This is a genomic window from Saccharothrix mutabilis subsp. mutabilis (assembly GCF_039521145.1).
GTDB lineage: Bacteria > Actinomycetota > Actinomycetes > Mycobacteriales > Pseudonocardiaceae > Actinosynnema > Actinosynnema mutabilis.
In genome coordinates this window covers 130,136-144,343 of record NZ_BAAABU010000021.1, presented here as the reverse complement: position 1 = coordinate 144,343, position 14,208 = coordinate 130,136, and the positions used below count along the sequence as shown (strand labels likewise).

General features: G+C 72.5%; 18 protein-coding genes and 1 tRNA gene. 8 read left to right on the top strand and 11 right to left on the bottom strand.

Annotated features, from left to right (window positions below; translation table 11 throughout):
* Positions 1-215: 215 nt before the first annotated feature.
* Together ABD126_RS31340 and ABD126_RS31335 are read right to left on the bottom strand one after the other, a co-directional pair.
* Positions 216-743 (bottom strand): hypothetical protein, encoded by a 528-nt coding sequence (locus ABD126_RS31340; protein WP_343937798.1) that lies wholly within the window; start codon positions 741-743, stop codon positions 216-218.
* Between the two features lie 286 nt (positions 744-1,029).
* Complete coding sequence (locus ABD126_RS31335; protein ID WP_343937796.1) at positions 1,030-2,064, bottom strand: LLM class flavin-dependent oxidoreductase; 1,035 nt, start codon at positions 2,062-2,064, stop codon at positions 1,030-1,032.
* Between the two features lie 105 nt (positions 2,065-2,169).
* Between ABD126_RS31335 and ABD126_RS31330 the strand changes: the two genes are divergently transcribed.
* Entirely contained in the window at positions 2,170-3,207 is a 1,038-nt protein-coding gene (locus ABD126_RS31330; RefSeq protein WP_343937794.1) for an FAD-dependent oxidoreductase, read from the top strand.
* Here the strand turns inward: ABD126_RS31330 and ABD126_RS31325 are convergent.
* The gene (locus tag ABD126_RS31325) at positions 3,185-4,483 is read right to left on the bottom strand and encodes a styrene monooxygenase/indole monooxygenase family protein (RefSeq protein WP_343937792.1); all 1,299 of its coding nucleotides are present in this window, start codon (positions 4,481-4,483) and stop codon (positions 3,185-3,187) included. The two genes, ABD126_RS31330 and ABD126_RS31325, sit on opposite strands and share 23 nt — an antisense overlap.
* A gap of 67 nt (positions 4,484-4,550) precedes the next feature.
* Here ABD126_RS31325 and ABD126_RS31320 point away from each other — a divergent pair, with 67 nt between their 5' ends.
* On the top strand, positions 4,551-5,633 hold the full coding sequence (locus ABD126_RS31320) for a sensor histidine kinase (protein WP_343937790.1): 1,083 nt from the start codon (positions 4,551-4,553) through the stop codon (positions 5,631-5,633).
* Entirely contained in the window at positions 5,624-6,262 is a 639-nt protein-coding gene (locus ABD126_RS31315; RefSeq protein ID WP_343937788.1) for a response regulator transcription factor, read from the top strand. Before ABD126_RS31320 ends, ABD126_RS31315 begins: the two co-directional genes overlap by 10 nt.
* On the opposite strand, the gene ABD126_RS31310 is transcribed toward ABD126_RS31315, so the two are convergent.
* Complete coding sequence (locus tag ABD126_RS31310) at positions 6,247-6,864, bottom strand: DedA family protein (RefSeq protein WP_343937786.1); 618 nt, start codon at positions 6,862-6,864, stop codon at positions 6,247-6,249. The two genes, ABD126_RS31315 and ABD126_RS31310, sit on opposite strands and share 16 nt — an antisense overlap.
* A gap of 216 nt (positions 6,865-7,080) precedes the next feature.
* Positions 7,081-7,518: an SRPBCC family protein gene (locus ABD126_RS31305; RefSeq protein WP_343937784.1), complete on the bottom strand. Its 438-nt coding sequence runs from the start codon at positions 7,516-7,518 to the stop codon at positions 7,081-7,083.
* Positions 7,519-7,532: 14 nt separating this feature from the next.
* On the opposite strand from ABD126_RS31305, the gene ABD126_RS31300 reads away from it, so the two are divergent.
* Positions 7,533-8,081, top strand: a complete 549-nt coding sequence (locus ABD126_RS31300) for a TetR/AcrR family transcriptional regulator (RefSeq protein WP_343937782.1) — start codon at positions 7,533-7,535, stop codon at positions 8,079-8,081.
* 85 nt (positions 8,082-8,166) lie between these two features.
* Complete coding sequence (locus tag ABD126_RS31295; RefSeq protein ID WP_343937780.1) at positions 8,167-9,123, top strand: CobW family GTP-binding protein; 957 nt, start codon at positions 8,167-8,169, stop codon at positions 9,121-9,123.
* Here the strand turns inward: ABD126_RS31295 and ABD126_RS31290 are convergent.
* Positions 9,108-9,686 (bottom strand): TIGR03086 family metal-binding protein, encoded by a 579-nt coding sequence (locus tag ABD126_RS31290; protein ID WP_343937778.1) that lies wholly within the window; start codon positions 9,684-9,686, stop codon positions 9,108-9,110. The two genes, ABD126_RS31295 and ABD126_RS31290, sit on opposite strands and share 16 nt — an antisense overlap.
* A 64-nt stretch (positions 9,687-9,750) precedes the next feature.
* Between ABD126_RS31290 and ABD126_RS31285 the strand changes: the two genes are divergently transcribed.
* A complete protein-coding gene (locus tag ABD126_RS31285) occupies positions 9,751-10,494 on the top strand; it encodes an AraC family transcriptional regulator (protein WP_343937776.1) in 744 nt (247 codons plus the stop codon).
* On the opposite strand, the gene ABD126_RS31280 is transcribed toward ABD126_RS31285, so the two are convergent.
* Complete coding sequence (locus tag ABD126_RS31280; protein ID WP_343937774.1) at positions 10,488-11,060, bottom strand: helix-turn-helix domain-containing protein; 573 nt, start codon at positions 11,058-11,060, stop codon at positions 10,488-10,490. The two genes, ABD126_RS31285 and ABD126_RS31280, sit on opposite strands and share 7 nt — an antisense overlap.
* Positions 11,061-11,116: 56 nt before the next feature.
* Between ABD126_RS31280 and ABD126_RS31275 the strand changes: the two genes are divergently transcribed.
* Positions 11,117-12,289 (top strand): MFS transporter, encoded by a 1,173-nt coding sequence (locus tag ABD126_RS31275; RefSeq protein WP_343937772.1) that lies wholly within the window; start codon positions 11,117-11,119, stop codon positions 12,287-12,289.
* Positions 12,290-12,326: 37 nt separating this feature from the next.
* On the opposite strand, the gene ABD126_RS31270 is transcribed toward ABD126_RS31275, so the two are convergent.
* Positions 12,327-12,403 (bottom strand) — tRNA-Leu (locus ABD126_RS31270).
* Entirely contained in the window at positions 12,394-12,837 is a 444-nt protein-coding gene (locus ABD126_RS31265) for a hypothetical protein (RefSeq protein WP_343937770.1), read from the bottom strand. Before ABD126_RS31265 ends, ABD126_RS31270 begins: the two co-directional genes overlap by 10 nt.
* 116 nt (positions 12,838-12,953) lie before the next feature.
* Between ABD126_RS31265 and ABD126_RS31260 the strand changes: the two genes are divergently transcribed.
* Positions 12,954-13,175: a DUF3618 domain-containing protein gene (locus ABD126_RS31260; protein WP_343937768.1), complete on the top strand. Its 222-nt coding sequence runs from the start codon at positions 12,954-12,956 to the stop codon at positions 13,173-13,175.
* Between the two features lie 4 nt (positions 13,176-13,179).
* Here ABD126_RS31260 and ABD126_RS31255 read toward each other — a convergent pair whose 3' ends face one another.
* Together ABD126_RS31255 and ABD126_RS31250 are read right to left on the bottom strand one after the other, a co-directional pair.
* Positions 13,180-13,794 carry a TetR/AcrR family transcriptional regulator gene (locus ABD126_RS31255; RefSeq protein ID WP_343937766.1) on the bottom strand — a complete coding sequence of 205 codons (615 nt, stop codon included), beginning with the start codon at positions 13,792-13,794 and terminating at the stop codon, positions 13,180-13,182.
* Between the two features lie 51 nt (positions 13,795-13,845).
* On the bottom strand, positions 13,846-14,136 hold the full coding sequence (locus ABD126_RS31250; protein ID WP_343937764.1) for a hypothetical protein: 291 nt from the start codon (positions 14,134-14,136) through the stop codon (positions 13,846-13,848).
* Positions 14,137-14,208 lie beyond the last annotated feature (72 nt).

The window sequence follows — 14,208 nt, the reverse complement described above, 5'->3', positions numbered from 1 at the left end:
TTTGCTCGTTCCTCGCAAAACTTTTTGGCCCAACCCCGGGAAAGTGTGGTAGCCCTGCGGGCAGGCCATACGGAGATGACACAAGCAAGAAGCCCGGATTGGGGTGTGACCTCACCAGGCCCTGTGCTCCGCGCTGCGCGCGTCGAAGCGGCGCTGCGTGTCGAGCGGCGTTGCGTGTCGAGCGGCGCTGGTGTCGTGGAGGGGTCGTGTGGGGGTTAGGCGAGGCCCTCGAAGGTGGCGTTCGGCTCTTGGTTCGCGCCGTTTGGCTCGATTCGGAGTTGGAGGCGTACCGGGCCTTCCGGTACGGCGAAGGCCAAGGTCAGCTTCGTGTCCGCGCCGGGGGCCAGTTCGGTGATCGCTGCCGACAGGCCGTTGAGGCCCTGCACCGTGTCCAGCACCTCGGGAACCGGTTCGCCGCCGACCGTCGCCCGGACGGCCAACTGGCCCGTGCGGTAGGTGGTGGCGGTGCCGTTGACCAGGGTGACCACGAAGACCGCCGTGCGCGGACTCTTCGGGAACGACGTGTCGCTGGGCTTGAGCGACTTCGGCGGGGAGACCGTGATCGACAGGCCGTTGCCCCAGACCCGTTGTGCGCCGAAGGCGGTGAAGGTCGAGGCGGGGGGTGCCGGTGCTGTGCTCGCGGAGGTCGGCTTCGGGACGGCGTCGGCCAGACCGGAAGGGTCCGCGCATCCCGCCAAGGCCCCCGCCAGGCACAGGCCGGCGGCCAGTCTGGCGAATCTCACGAACCTCCCCTTCCCGCCCCGGCGGTGGGCTTCCAACGACTCCCACCACCATGACGGGGTGCGGCGGCGCTCGGGGGTGAAAAAGGGGCTTGAAGCGGACCTGGTGCCTGCCTGTGGCCAAGCCGTGATGACGCCCGGCCGCCCGCGTGGGCAGCGCCACAGTGGTGCGGCGCTGCCCACGCGGACCGCGGCGGCGGTCCTGCTCCGGGCGCGGGGCCCGGGAGTTGATGAGCGCGTCGGGGGGCGTGCGCGCTCACTGGAATGATCGCCGCCGTTCGCCCGTCCGCTACACCTCTACTTCAGTCTTCACTCGTTCGGATGAACGTGAGAGTCCTGCGAGTTCGGCCAACAGCTCGTAGGAGCGCACCCGGTCGGACTGCTCGGCGACCATCGTCGTGACCATCAGCTCGTCGGCCGCGGTGTCGGCGAGCAGCTGCCCCAACTGCGCCGCGACCTGCGTCGGATCGCCGATGACCTGCGTGGACAGCCGGTCCTCCACGATCAGCCGGTCCAGGTCGGTGTACGGGTAGGCGGCGGCCTCGGCGTTGGTGGCCAGCGGTTGCGGGCGGCCCGAGCGCAGGCGCAGGAACGCCAGCGCGCCGGGACCCGAGATGTACCGCGCGTGCTCCGCCGACTCGGCGACGACGACCGACGCGCACACCATCGCGTACGGCTCCGAGAGCACCTGCGACGGCCGGAACCGCTCCCGGTAGAGCGCCAGCGCGGGCAGCGTGTTCTCGGCGCTGAAGTGGTGGGCGAACGCGAACGGCAGCCCGAGCACGCCCGCGACCTGCGCGCTGTAGCCGCTGGACCCGAGCAGCCACACGTGCGGCTTGTTGCCCTCCGCGGGCACCGCCCTGAGGTCCTCGGTGCCGTCGAAGTAGCCGATCAGCTCGCTGAGCTGCTGCGGGAAGTCGTCCACCGACAGCGGCCCGCTGGTGCGCCGCAACGCCCGCGCGGTCTTCTGGTCGGTGCCCGGCGCGCGGCCGATGCCGAGGTCGATCCGGTCGGGGTGCAGCGCGCCCAGCGTGCCGAACTGCTCGGCCACCACCAGCGGCGGGTGGTTGGGCAGCATCACGCCGCCGGAGCCGACGCGCAGCGTGGTGGTGGCGTCGGCGACGTGGCCGATGAGGATCGTGGGCGAGGAGCTGGCGATGCCGGGCATGTTGTGGTGCTCGGCCAGCCAGAACCGGTGGTAGCCGAGGGCTTCGACGCGCTGGGCCAGCTCACGGGTGTGGCGCAGCGCCGTGCGCGCGTCCGTCGCCGTCGTGACCGGGGCGAGGTCGAGCACGGACAGCGGGATGTCGCGAAGTCGGCTCATACCGGCACCAACGCCGGTTCCGCCGGATGCCTTCCGGCTGTGACCCGACTGACTCGTCCGTCACACCGGGGAAGCGCGCCTCCCCCGCCGGGCGTTGCCCGGGACATGGACGTGGTCGTCATCGGGGCTGGTCAGGCCGGGTTGTCGGCGGCCTACTTCCTCAAGCGCGCCGGGCTGGAGCACGTCGTGCTGGACGCCGGCGAAGGACCCGGCGGCGCCTGGCGGCACCGGTGGGACTCCCTGCGGATGGCGACCGTGCACGGCATCCACGACCTGCCCGGCATGCCGTTCGCCGAACCGGACCCGACCGCGCCCGCCAACGAAGTCCTGCCCGCCTACTTCGCCGACTTCGAGCGCCGCAACGGCATCGACGTCCGCCGACCGGTGCACGTCCACGCCGTCCGCGACGACAACGGCCTCCTCAAGGTCGAGACCGATCAAGGTGCTTGGCTGACCAAAGCGCTGGTCAACGCCACCGGCACCTGGACGCGCCCGTTCTGGCCGCGCTACCCGGGCCAGGAGACCTTCCAGGGCCGCCAACTGCACTCCGCCCGGTACCGGGGGCCGGAGGAGTTCGCGGGCAAGCACGTCATCGTCGTCGGTGGCGGCACCAGCGCGGTCCAGCAACTCCTGGAGATCGCCACCACAGCCACCACCACGTGGGTCACCCGCCGCGAACCGGTCTTCCGCGACGAACCCTTCACCCCCGAGGTCGGTCGGGCCGCCGTCGCGCTGGTCGAGGAGCGGGTCCGGGCGGGGTTGCCGCCGCGCAGCGTGGTCAGCGTCACCGGGCTGAGCCTCACCCCGCGGGTCCGCGCCGCCCTCGCCGACGGCACCCTCGACCGGCGGCCGATGTTCGCCCGCGTCACCGAGCACGGCGTGGTCTGGCCCGACGGCACCGAACAGCGCGCGGACGTCATCCTCTGGGCCACCGGCTTCCGCGCCGCCCTCGACCACCTCGCCCCGCTCGGCCTGCGCGGACCCGGCGGCGGCATCCGGCTCGACGGCACCCGGGTCGTGGCCGACCCGCGCGTCCACCTCGTCGGTTACGGCCCGTCGGCCAGCACGGTCGGCGCCACGCGGGCCGGACGGGCCGCCGCGAAGGAGCTCAAGGACCTGCTCACGCGGGAGCTGGTCGCCTGAACACCTTGCGCGCCAGCACCTTGCGCGCCACCGCCGCCTTCAACCGCAGCACGTCCCACCGCCCGACCCCGCGCGTGCCCAGGTAGTCCCACGCGGCGGTGGCGTCGAAGAACCACGGGAACAGCGAGGCCGGGTCGTTGAACCCCTCCCACACCCGCTCGCCGATCACCGGGTCCCGGGACGCCGCCAGCAACACGGCCCGCTGGTACGACGTCAGCGGCGCGAGCATCCCGTCGCTGAACGCGTTGGTGTACCGCCCGGTCTCCCACCACTCGTCGAAGCGCGCCCGCAGCCACTGGGCCGTGCCGTCGTAGGCGTCCAGCCGTTCGGCGAAGAACCGGGCCATCCGGGTCGCGTTGTTCGCGCCCTGCCCGGCCAGCGGGTCGTTGAGCACCACGGCGTCGCCCATCCCGAGGACGTGCCGACCCGACGGCAGCACGGCGACCGGGTCCCGCACCACCGGCACCACGGCCCCCTTGAGCCACGCCGAAGTCGGCGCGACCCCGGCCAGGAACCCCGACCGCACCGGGAAGAACTCGCCCACCAGCGACCGGAGCAGCTCCAGCCCTTCGGCCGCCGACGCCACCTCGCGGAACCGGTCCGCGCGCCCGCCCGGCACCGCCTCCACGACGATCGACCGCGACTGGCCGGCGTCCTTGTCCCAGAACGGGACCCAGAACACCTCCACGGTCCCCGGCACGAACGAGAACACGATGTCCCGGTGCTCGGGGTACGCGTCCAGGTCGTAACCGTGCACGTTCACCATGAACAGCTGACGCTGCGCCGACGTGTGCGTGCTGCGCGCGTCGTCGCGCGCGAACAAGCCGTGGAAGGCCTTGTGCCCGACCGTCACCACGACCAGGTCGTGCGAGGCCGCCAACGAGTCCAGGTCGCCCACCGAGACCGCCCCGGTCACCACGCGCACCCCGCGCCGCGCCAGCTCGCGCAACCCGAAGGCGAACTTCAACCGCTGGTCCACGGCCAGCGCCGGCCCGCGCAGCGGCGCGTCGACCGAGAACAGCACCGACCCGCCGTCCTCGTGCAGGTCCAGGTGGATGCGGTGGGCGCGCGGCGCCTCCGGCCAGAAGTCGAGGCCCAGTTCGGCCTCGTAGGCCACCTGGTCGCCGAACAGGCACGCGGTGGGCCGTCCGGGCGTCTCCAGGTAGTCGTCGGCGGACAGGTCCGAGCACAGGGTCACCCGCCACCCGGCGCGCACCAGCGCCGCCGACAGCACGACCCCGGCTTGCCCGGCCCCGACGACCGCGATTGACCGCATCGGGTGATCCTTTCGAGGGCCGCCGCGCGCTGCCAATCCGACGAACGGGTCGTCTAACCTCGATGACGTGCTCCGGGGGTCGCGCGTCGTGGTCGGGCTGCTGCTCGGGTTCGCGACCGGCGTCGGCGGTCTGCTGGTGGCGGTGTTCGCGCGCCCGGTGGCGACCCGGTACGCCGACCTGGAGCGGTGGCGCGTCCGGCGGTTCCTCGACGTGGACAGCGCCGCGCCCACCCGGCCGCAGGCGGTGAGGTACCTGGCCGTGCGCGCCCCGGTCGGGCTGTTCGGCGGGTTCGTGCTGGCGTGGCTGTTCTACGGGATCTCCCTCGGGGTGATCGCCGTAGTGCGGATCGTCCGCAACGGGCTCGACGGCATCGCGTGGCAGGACGAGGCGGTCGCCACGCTGTGGACGGCGCTGATCGGCGGTGTCCTGCTCTACATCGAGGTGCAGGGCATCCGCGGGGTCGTGGCGCTGGAGCGCGGCGTGGCGCGGCGCTACCTGGGACCCAGCGAGGCCGAGCTGCTGCGCCGGCGCGTCGAGGAGCTGTCGCTGAGCCGGGCGGGCATCGTCGCGGCGGTGGACGCCGAACGGCGGCGGATCGAGCGCGACCTGCACGACGGCGTCCAGCAACGGCTCGTGGCGCTGGGCATGCTGCTGGGCCGCGCCCGCCGCAACCCCGACCACGCCGACGACCTGCTGCACCAGGCCCACGAGGAGTCCCAGCGCGTCCTGGAAGACCTGCGGGAGGTCGCGTGGCGGGTGTACCCGGCCGCGCTGGACGCGTTGGGGCTGGCCGAGGCGCTGGAGGCGGTGGCCGACCGGTCGTCCGTCCCGGTCCGGATCCACTGTGGACGGTTCCGGGTCGGGCCGGAGGTGGAGACGGCCGTGTACTTCGTGGTGTCCGAGGCGGTGACGAACGCGGTCAAGCACTCGGATGCGACGATGATCCGCGTGGACATCCACGTGGACGACACCGACGACGAGCGCGCCGTGCGGGTGCGGGTCGAGGACGACGGCGGCGGGGGAGCGGACCCGGCGGGCGGCGGCCTCGCGGGCCTGTCCCGGCGGGTGCTCGCGCTGGACGGGACGTTCGCCGTGCACAGCCCGGCCGGCGGCCCGACCGTGATCACCGCGGAGGTCCCGTGCGGGTGATCCTGGCCGAGGACTCGACGCTGCTGCGCGAGGGCCTGGCCCGGCTGCTGGCGGAGGAGGGCCACGAGGTCGTGGCCTCGGTGGGGGACGCGGAAGCGCTGCTCAAGGCCGTCGCCGCGTTCCGGCCGGACGTGGTGGTGACCGACGTGCGGATGCCGCCGACGCACACCGACGAGGGCCTGAAGGCCGCGCTGGAGATCCGGCGGTCGCTGCCGGACGTGGCCGTGCTGGTGCTCTCGCAGTACGTCGAGCAGCGCTACGCCGCCGACCTGCTCGGGGAGCACGCCGGCGGCGTCGGCTACCTGCTCAAGGACCGGGTCATGCAGGTGGAGGAGTTCCTCGACGCGCTGCGCCGGGTGGGCGCGGGCGGCGCCGCGTTCGACCCGGAGGTGGTGCGCCGCCTGCTCGCGCGCACCGAGCACCCGTTGGACGTGCTCACCGAGCGGGAGCGGGAGGTGCTGGCGCGGATGGCCGAGGGGCACACGAACAACGCGATCGCGGCGAAGCTGCACGTCTCGCGCAGCGCCGTGGAGAAGCACGCGAACTCGATCTTCGACAAGCTGGGGCTGTCCGATGTAGACGGCTACAGCCGGCGGGTCCTGGCGATCCTGCGCTACCTGCGGTCCTGAACCTTCTTGCGGTTGGTCAACCGCGACACCACGAACCACGCGATCGCCAGCACCACCAAGCCGATCACGACCTTGGACGCGATGCCCAGGTACCGCTCCACCAGGTGCCAGTTCTCGCCCAGCGCGTAACCGGCGAGGATCAGGGCGGTGTTCCAGATCGCGCTGCCCGCGGCGGTGAAGGCGAGGAAGCTGGGCAGCGGCATGCGTTCCACCCCGGCGGGGATGGAGATCAGGCTGCGGAAGATGGGGACCATCCGCCCGAAGAACACCGTGGCGCGGCCGTGCCGCTGGAACCAGTCCTCGGTCTTGTCCACGTCGGAGACCTTGACCAGCGGCATCTTCTCGGCGATCCGGCGGACCCGGTCCCGCCCGAGCAGCGCGCCGACGTAGTAGAGCACCAGCGCGCCCGCGACCGAGCCGGCCGTCGTCCACAGGATCGCGGCGATCAGGCTCATGCCGCCCTGCGCGGCGGTGAACCCGGCCAGCGGCAGGAACACCTCGCTGGGCAGCGGCGGGAACAGGTTCTCCAGCGCGATCGCGATCCCCGCGCCGGGCGCGCCGAAGGCTTCCATCAGGTCGATGACCCACTTGACGACATCCATGATCCTCACGCTAGGGACGCGCGGGGGCCCGGACCATGAAGCGGACCGCACACCGGGGTGTGGAAAACCTCAGTCCTCGGGGGCTCGGACCCGGTCCGCCGTGGTGACTCGGGTCCGGGTCGCCGTGGTGGACGCGGGCCCGGTTCGCCGTGGTGGACTGGAGCCCGGTCCGCCGTGGTGGACTTGGGCGGGGTCTGCTGTGGCGGACCTCAGTGCTCAGTGCTCCGCGTGCGCGGCCAACCCCTTGGCGTACTGGGAGATCACCAGTTGCAGCACCCGGCGGTAGAACCACCCGGTGCCGGGCACCTTGGGGTGGAACGACGAGTGCCAGCGGATGCGGGTGCCTTCCCCCTCGGACTCCAGGTCGATGAACGCCCGGTAGTCCCGGATGGCCAGGCCGGACAGCAAGACGTAGCTGACCCTGCGGTTCGGCGTGAGTTCGACCACCTCCTCCCGGGTGGGGTTCCTCCTGCCGCGGTTGTGAAACACCCGCACCTCGCCGACGCCGTGCGCGTCACCCGGCCGTTCGCGCTCGTAGCGCAGGACGGGGGACCAGTCCGGCCAGGTGGAGCTGTCCGCGGCGAACCGGTACACGCGGGCCGGCGGGGCGGCGCTGTGCACGGTGACGTCCACTCGTTGTACCATGTGGTACATGTACCATCTGGTACATGGGTGAACAAGAGGCCAAGACCCGGCTGCTCGACCAGGTCGTCGACCACCTGGCCCGACACGGCCTGGGCGACCTCAGTCTGCGCCAGATCGCCGCCGCTGTGAACACCAGCCACCGGATGCTCATCTACCACTTCGGGTCCAAGGAGGGGCTGCTGGTCGAGGTGGTGCGGGCGGTGGAGGCCAACCAGCGGGCCCTGTTGTCCACCCTGGAGGCGTCCGACCACGTGGACCTGGCCAGGCAGTTCTGGCGGGCGTTGACCGATCCGGCGTTGCGGGCGCACGAGCGGTTGTTCTTCGAGCTGTACGGGCAGGCGGCCCAGGGACGGCGCGGGACCACGGCGTTGATGGACGGGATCGTGGAGTCGTGGGTCGAGCCGATCGCCCGGATGGAGGAGGCAAGGGGTCACTCAGCGGCGCAGGCGCACGCTCGGGCGCGGCTCGGGTTGGCGGTGGTGCGTGGGTTGCTGCTGGATTTGGTGGCGACTGATGACGTGGAGGCGGTGACTGCCGCAATGGACATGTTCATCGACCTCATGGCTGATTGAGGTTTCGGGAGACGCCCTTCCTGTGGCTGATAGCCCGTTAAGCGCGCCTGCGGCGCGAGGTGGGGGCGTGGTTAGGATTGGTCGGGTGAAGCGGATCCCGGTGATTGTCGTGGCTGGGTTTCTCGGGGCCGGCAAGACCACGCTTCTCAACCACCTGCTCGCCGGTGCCCGTGGTACCCGGATCGGCGTCATCGTCAACGACTTCGGGGCCATCGGCATCGACGCCATGAGCGTCGCCGGGCAGGTCGACTCCACCGTCTCGCTCAGCAACGGCTGCCTGTGCTGCGCGATCGACGTCTCCGAGCTGGACTCGATGCTCGCCAAGCTCGACTCCCAGGTCGACGTGATCGTCATCGAGGCCAGCGGGCTGGCCGAGCCGCAAGCCATGGCGCGCATGGTGTTGGCCAGTGAGAACCCCAACCTCGCCTACGGCGGTCTGGTGCTCCTGGTCGACGCGGCCGAGTTTCCCGACGACCTCGAACGCCATCTGCGCGTCGCCGATCTGGTCGTGCTGAACAAGGTCGACCGCATCGGGGACCCCGCCGCGCTGCTCGACCGCATCGACCGGCTCAAGCCCGGCGTCCCGGTCACCGCCGTGTCGCACGGGCGCATCGATCCCGCCCTGCTGTTCGACCCGAAACCCCGCGAGACCTTCGGGCAGTTGTCGTTCGAGGACCTCCTGGACGAGGAGCACGTCCACGTCCACTACGACAGCGTCGAGTTCACCGCCGACGCCCTCGACCCGACCCGGCTGATGGCCTTCCTGGACGACCGCCCGCCCGGCCTCTACCGCATCAAGGGGTTCGTGCGCTTCGACGTCCCCGGCCACCGGCAGCGGTTCACCCTCCACACCGTCGGCGCGTTCCTGCGCTTCACCCGGGACCAGTGGGGCGACGTCCCCCGCCGCACCCAACTGGTCCTGATCGGCACCGGCCTCGACCGTGAGTCCGTCCTGAAGCGGCTGGCCGACTGCGTCGAGGACGACCCGGCCGCCGTGGACCCGCAGTCGATGCTGGAAGTGCTGCGCTACCTGGCCCAGTGAGGGTCGCGGCCGGTCAGGGCGAGCACCCGGTGCAGGGCCGGCGCGGTGTCGGGCACCTCGACCTCCGGGCCGTAGATGCCCATGTCACGGCCCTGCTGCGCGGACTTCGCCACCTCGACCACCAAGTAGTCCAGCAACTCCGCGTCCCACTCCGGGGTCTGGCCGGTCGCGCGGGCCAGGTCCCAGCCGTGGACCACGAACTCGCCGACCACCATGCCCCCGACCAGGTCCGCCGGCAGCTCCACCGGGCCGCCCATGTGCGTGACGCCGGTCCACGCGTCCGGCTCGCTCCACGCCTCGACCGTCCGCGCCACGTGCTCCTTCAGCGCCGTCGGCCAGTCCGCCACCGGTTCGACGTCCGACTCCGCCGCCGCGGGCGGTGGCACGGCCTCCTTCCGGCCCGCGCCGACCAGCGACGGCCCCCAGAACAGCAAGTGGTGCGCGAGCCCCTTCACGTCGTACTCCGAACACGGGGTCGCGGCACCCCACTGGTCCGGCCCCACCCCGTCCACGATCTCCAGCAACGTCCCCGCCGCGCGGGCCACCATCCGTGCGTCCGACATGGACGGCAGCCAACCCCAAGCGGCTCCGCGCTGTCTTGAAAGAACGCGACATAGACTCGGGCCCGTGCCCAGGGACGTGCGTGAGCTCAACGGCGCCTGGCAGACCCACCAGCGCCACGCCTTCCCCGTGCCGTCCCCGGACCTGGCCCGGCACGTGGCCCGCCACTGGCTCGTCTCCTGGGACTACGCCGAGCCCTACCGGCAGTTGATCGTCCCCTCCCCGAACGTCCACCTGACCTTCCAGGACGGCCGCGCGGCCGTGCACGGCGTCTCCACCGGCCACCAGGTGAGGGTCCTGGCCGGGCAGGGGCACGTGGTGGGCGTGGCGTTCCACCCGGGCGCGTTCCGGCCGTTCCTGCGGGCGTCGGTCTCGACCATCACCGACCGGTCGATCGACGCCGCCGAGGTGTTCGGCCCGGACCTCCCGACCGATCCGGGGGTCGAGGACGTCGAACGCCTCCTGCGCGCCCACCTGCCGCCGCCGGACCCCGGGGCGGAGGAGGCGGTGGCCGTGGTCGCCCGGATCGCCGCCGAACCCGGCGTCACGCGGGTGGACGCCCTGGCCGCCGACCTGGGCACCGGCGTCCGGCGGCTCCAGCGCCTGTTCGCCGAGCACGTCGGCGTGCCGCCGAAGTGGGTGATCCGCCGCTACCGCCTGCACGAGGTGACCGAGCGGCTGGCCGCCGGCGTCGCCGTCGACTGGGCCGCGCTCGCCGCCGAGCTGGGCTACGCCGACCAGGCGCACTTCGTCCGCGACTTCCGCGAGATGTTCGGCGAGCCCCCGACCCGCTACGCCGCCCGCTACTGACCCCCGGAGCGCGTCCGCACCCGCACCGCGCGCCGCCCGAACAGGCTGAGCACCTCGACGCTCCCGCGCCCGGCCGCGCCGAACCAGTGCGGGGTCCGGCAGTCGAACTCGGCGGCCTCGCCCGGCCCCAGTTCGACGTCCAGCGAGCCCAGCACGAGCCGGAGCCTGCCGTGCAGCACGTAGAGCCACTCGTGGCCGGGGTGGGTGCGCGGCCTCGGTTCGTCGTCCCGCGCCGGGATCGTCATCTTGTGGGCGCGCGACTCGCCCTGGTGGCGGGTGAGCGGGACGAGCACCCGGCCGTCCCCCGGCGGGGCCGGCGGCAGCGGGTCCGCGATCCGGGGCGCGGGCACGATGTCGTCCAGGCGCACGCCGAGGGCGGCGGTGATCGGCAGCAGCAGTTCGAGGCTCGGCCTGCGCTGCCCGGACTCCAGGCGGGACAGGGTGCTGGTGGAGATGCCGGTGGCGCGGGCGAGCCCGGCCAGCGTCACGCCCTTGCGGGTGCGGGCGCGGCGCAGCCGGGGCGCGATCCGGTCGAGGGCGGCGGCGACGGTCGGTTGGTCCTGCACGTCGTCCAGCCCACCACCGCTTTCCCGGTTTCGGCAAAGAAGTTTGCCGAAAGCGCATGAACCTCCCGATCGTGGGACCCGTGCAGACCCTCGAACCGACCCGGCTCCCGACCGGGGTGTACCTGCTTTCGGCCGGCCTGTTCGCGATGGGCAGCGCCGAGTTCCTGATGGCCGGCGTCCTGCCTCGGGTCGCCGCCGACCTCGACGTCCCGCTGGCCACCGCCGGCGGCCTGATCACCGCGTTCGCCCTCGGGGTGGTCCTCGGTGGACCGCCGTTCGCCGTGCTCTCCCTGCGCTGGCCGCGCCGCGCGACCCTGGTGGCCACCCAGGCCGTGTTCGCCGCCGCCGTGGCGGTCGGTCTCGTCGGCGACTACCGGGTCCTGCTGGTCACCCGGTTCGTCTCCGGCCTGGCCTACGCCGGGTACTTCGCGGTCGCCGCCGTGACCGCGATCAGCCTGGTCACCCCGGACCGCACCGCCCGCGCGTCCGGCGTGGTGGTCAGCGGGCTGAGCCTCGCGATGGTCGTCGGCGGGCCCGCCGGCACGCTGCTCGGCCACTTCACGTCGTGGACCGGCGGCTTCTGGGGTGTCGTCGCCCTGACCGCGGTCGGCGCGGTGGCGTGCGCGCTGGGCCTGCCCGAGACCGGTCCGGCGGAGCGGCCGAGCGTGGCGCGCGAACTGGTGACCATGCGCGAGCCCCGGCTGTGGAACGTCTACGCCGTCACGATCCTGAGCACCGCCGCGTACATGATCACGTTCAACTACCTGTCGGCGATCCTCGCCGACGTCACCCGCGTGCCCGGGGCCTGGGTGCCGGCGGTGCTCGCGTTGTTCGGCGTCGGCGCGTTCGCGGGCCTGTCCATCGGCGGGCGCGTCGCGGACCGGCGGCCCCACCGCGCGCTGGCCGCGGGAGGGGTCGGGATCGCGGCCCTGTCGGTGGTGCTGGCCGTGGTCCCGGACCGGGTGTGGGTCGTCGTGCCGGTCGTGTTCCTGCTGGGCGTCGCGGCCTTCGTGCTCAACCCGGCCCTCTACGGCCGCGTCTTCACCATCGCCGCCGACGCCCCGACCCTGGCGGGCGCCACCACGGTGTCGGCGTTCCAGCTGGGCATCAGCCTGACCCCGGTGTTCGCCGCCCCGGTCCTCGCCGGCGGCGCCCCGGCGCCGGCGGTGTCCTGGATCGGCGCGGCCCTGGCCCTGCTCACCCTGCCGCTGGTCGCCCTGGACCGGTGAAGCGGACAGCGGCAACCGGAGCACCGGTCGCCGCTGGTGGTGGGGCCGGAGAGACTCGAACTCTCACTGGCACGGACCTAAACCGTGTGCCTCTGCCAATTGGGCTACGACCCCGTGGGCGCAAGCCTATCCGCCGGGCGAAGCAGGCCGATGCCGAGGGACACCACGCCGGCCGCCAGGCTCAGCCCGCCGAGGTAGAGCAGCACGATGAGGCCGTTGGCCTTGGTCGCGCCCTCACCCATCGCGGAGAAGAAGAACCCCGCCGGCATGAGGATCGCCGCCGCCGGGACGCCCAGCCGGGTCACCCAGCCCAGCGCGCCGCGCAGGTTCGCCACGTCCGCGTAGAGCAGGCACACCAGGCCCAGCACGAGCAGGACGCCGGCGTGGGCGTGCCCGGCGCGGAAGAACGACTGCTGGAACCCGGTCAGCGCCACCTCGCCCTGCACGACGGTGGTCAGGAACCGGCCGCCGAACTCGACGCCGACCAGGCTCAGCAGCAGCACGCCCGCCAGGCGGCGGGACGCGGGGGACAGGCGGATGGTCGACACGGTGCTCCTCCAACTGAACGGAAACACCGTTATAAAACCACCCGCGACGACACCGGTCAACGGCGTTCCCGCGCCTGAACTACGGTTACGGGCGCAGACCGCTGCTAGGAGGAGATGTGGCTCGCGACCCCGACACCATCCAGCGCGAGATCGAGCAGGCTCGCGACGCGCTGGCCGCGACCCTGGACGAGCTGGGCACGAGGGCCCACCCGCAGCGCTTCGTCGAGGCGGGCAAGGACAGCGTGCGCGCGAAGCTCGACGAACCCAAGGTCCGGTACTCGCTGATCGCGGTGGCCGTGCTGCTCGGGTTCGCCTTGCTGCGCAAGCTGTTCCGCTGACGGGCTACTGCCCCTTGGCGACGAGGGGCAGTAGCACCTGCGCGGTCATCCGGTCGACGAACGCCGTGTCCAGCGGGTCGCCGGTCAGCATCAGGCGGTAGATCAGCGCCGCGCCGGCCAGCTCCACGGCCATCCCGCGCGGGGCGTCGGCGCGCAGTTCGCCGCGCTCGTCGGCGCGGTCGAGGATGCGGCGCAGCACGTCGCGCTGCGCGATCAGGAACGTCTCGCGGAACGCCGCCGCCAGCTCCGGCTCGTGCGGCAGCTCGCCCACCAGCGCCTGCGCCGCCTTGCCCACCGGCCCGGACAGGAACGCCGCGAACGAGGCCAGGAACTCCCGCAGGTCGCCCTGCAACGACCCGGTGTCCGGCTCGGCGAGGTTCTGCGCCGCCAGGTGCGTGCACGTGTCGATGACCAGGTCGAGCTTGGACTCCCACCGCCGGTAGATGGTCGCCTTGCCCGCCCGGGCGCGGGCGGCGACGGCGTCCATCGTCAGCGCCCGGTAGCCGACCTCCGCCATCACCTCCAGCGCGGCCTGCCGCAACGCGTCGTCGCGGCTCGCGTCCCGGGGTCTGCCCCGCTGCGGAGATCTTGGCGCCCCGCTGTACACCGGTGTGGCCATGTCTGCTCCCGTTCGCCTTTGGCCGGACATCCTAGGCGGGAGCGGCCCTCCTCAGGCCTCGATTGCCTGGTCGTGAGGGGTGCTCGCGTCGTGGTGCAGGGGCAGGCCGTGCCGTGTGTGCAGGTACACCACGGAGAACGCGTACGCGTCGCCGTCGAGCATGTGCACCACGGTCCGGTCCTCGTTGCCCCCGGAGATCTCGTCGACGAGTTGGTCGGCTTGGACGCGGGCGGCGATCAGGCCCGGCGCGACGGCGTCGAGCGCGCGTTCGGCGGTGCGCACGGTCACCGCCCAATCGTCGCCGTGGCGCCGGTAGTTGGCGGTGATGGGGAGCGTGGGCATGGGCTCGACCTCCGTCCTTCCCGCCCAGTTGACCCGCAATCCGGCGCGATCACGCGGTCTGTCCCTCCAACG

What these genes read in the sequence shown, in the direction of transcription:
- ABD126_RS31335 (WP_343937796.1), bottom strand. Translation starts at nt 2,064, where the DNA reads ATGAGCCGACTTCGCGACATCCCGCTGTCCGTGCTCGACCTCGCCCCG.
- ABD126_RS31330 (WP_343937794.1), top strand. Translation starts at nt 2,170, where the DNA reads ATGGACGTGGTCGTCATCGGGGCTGGTCAGGCCGGGTTGTCGGCGGCC.
- ABD126_RS31325 (WP_343937792.1), bottom strand. Translation starts at nt 4,483, where the DNA reads ATGCGGTCAATCGCGGTCGTCGGGGCCGGGCAAGCCGGGGTCGTGCTG.
- ABD126_RS31310 (WP_343937786.1), bottom strand. Translation starts at nt 6,864, where the DNA reads ATGGATGTCGTCAAGTGGGTCATCGACCTGATGGAAGCCTTCGGCGCG.
- ABD126_RS31305 (WP_343937784.1), bottom strand. Translation starts at nt 7,518, where the DNA reads ATGTACCACATGGTACAACGAGTGGACGTCACCGTGCACAGCGCCGCC.
- ABD126_RS31300 (WP_343937782.1), top strand. Translation starts at nt 7,533, where the DNA reads ATGGGTGAACAAGAGGCCAAGACCCGGCTGCTCGACCAGGTCGTCGAC.
- ABD126_RS31290 (WP_343937778.1), bottom strand. Translation starts at nt 9,686, where the DNA reads ATGTCGGACGCACGGATGGTGGCCCGCGCGGCGGGGACGTTGCTGGAG.
- ABD126_RS31275 (WP_343937772.1), top strand. Translation starts at nt 11,117, where the DNA reads ATGAACCTCCCGATCGTGGGACCCGTGCAGACCCTCGAACCGACCCGG.
- ABD126_RS31255 (WP_343937766.1), bottom strand. Translation starts at nt 13,794, where the DNA reads ATGGCCACACCGGTGTACAGCGGGGCGCCAAGATCTCCGCAGCGGGGC.
- ABD126_RS31250 (WP_343937764.1), bottom strand. Translation starts at nt 14,136, where the DNA reads ATGCCCACGCTCCCCATCACCGCCAACTACCGGCGCCACGGCGACGAT.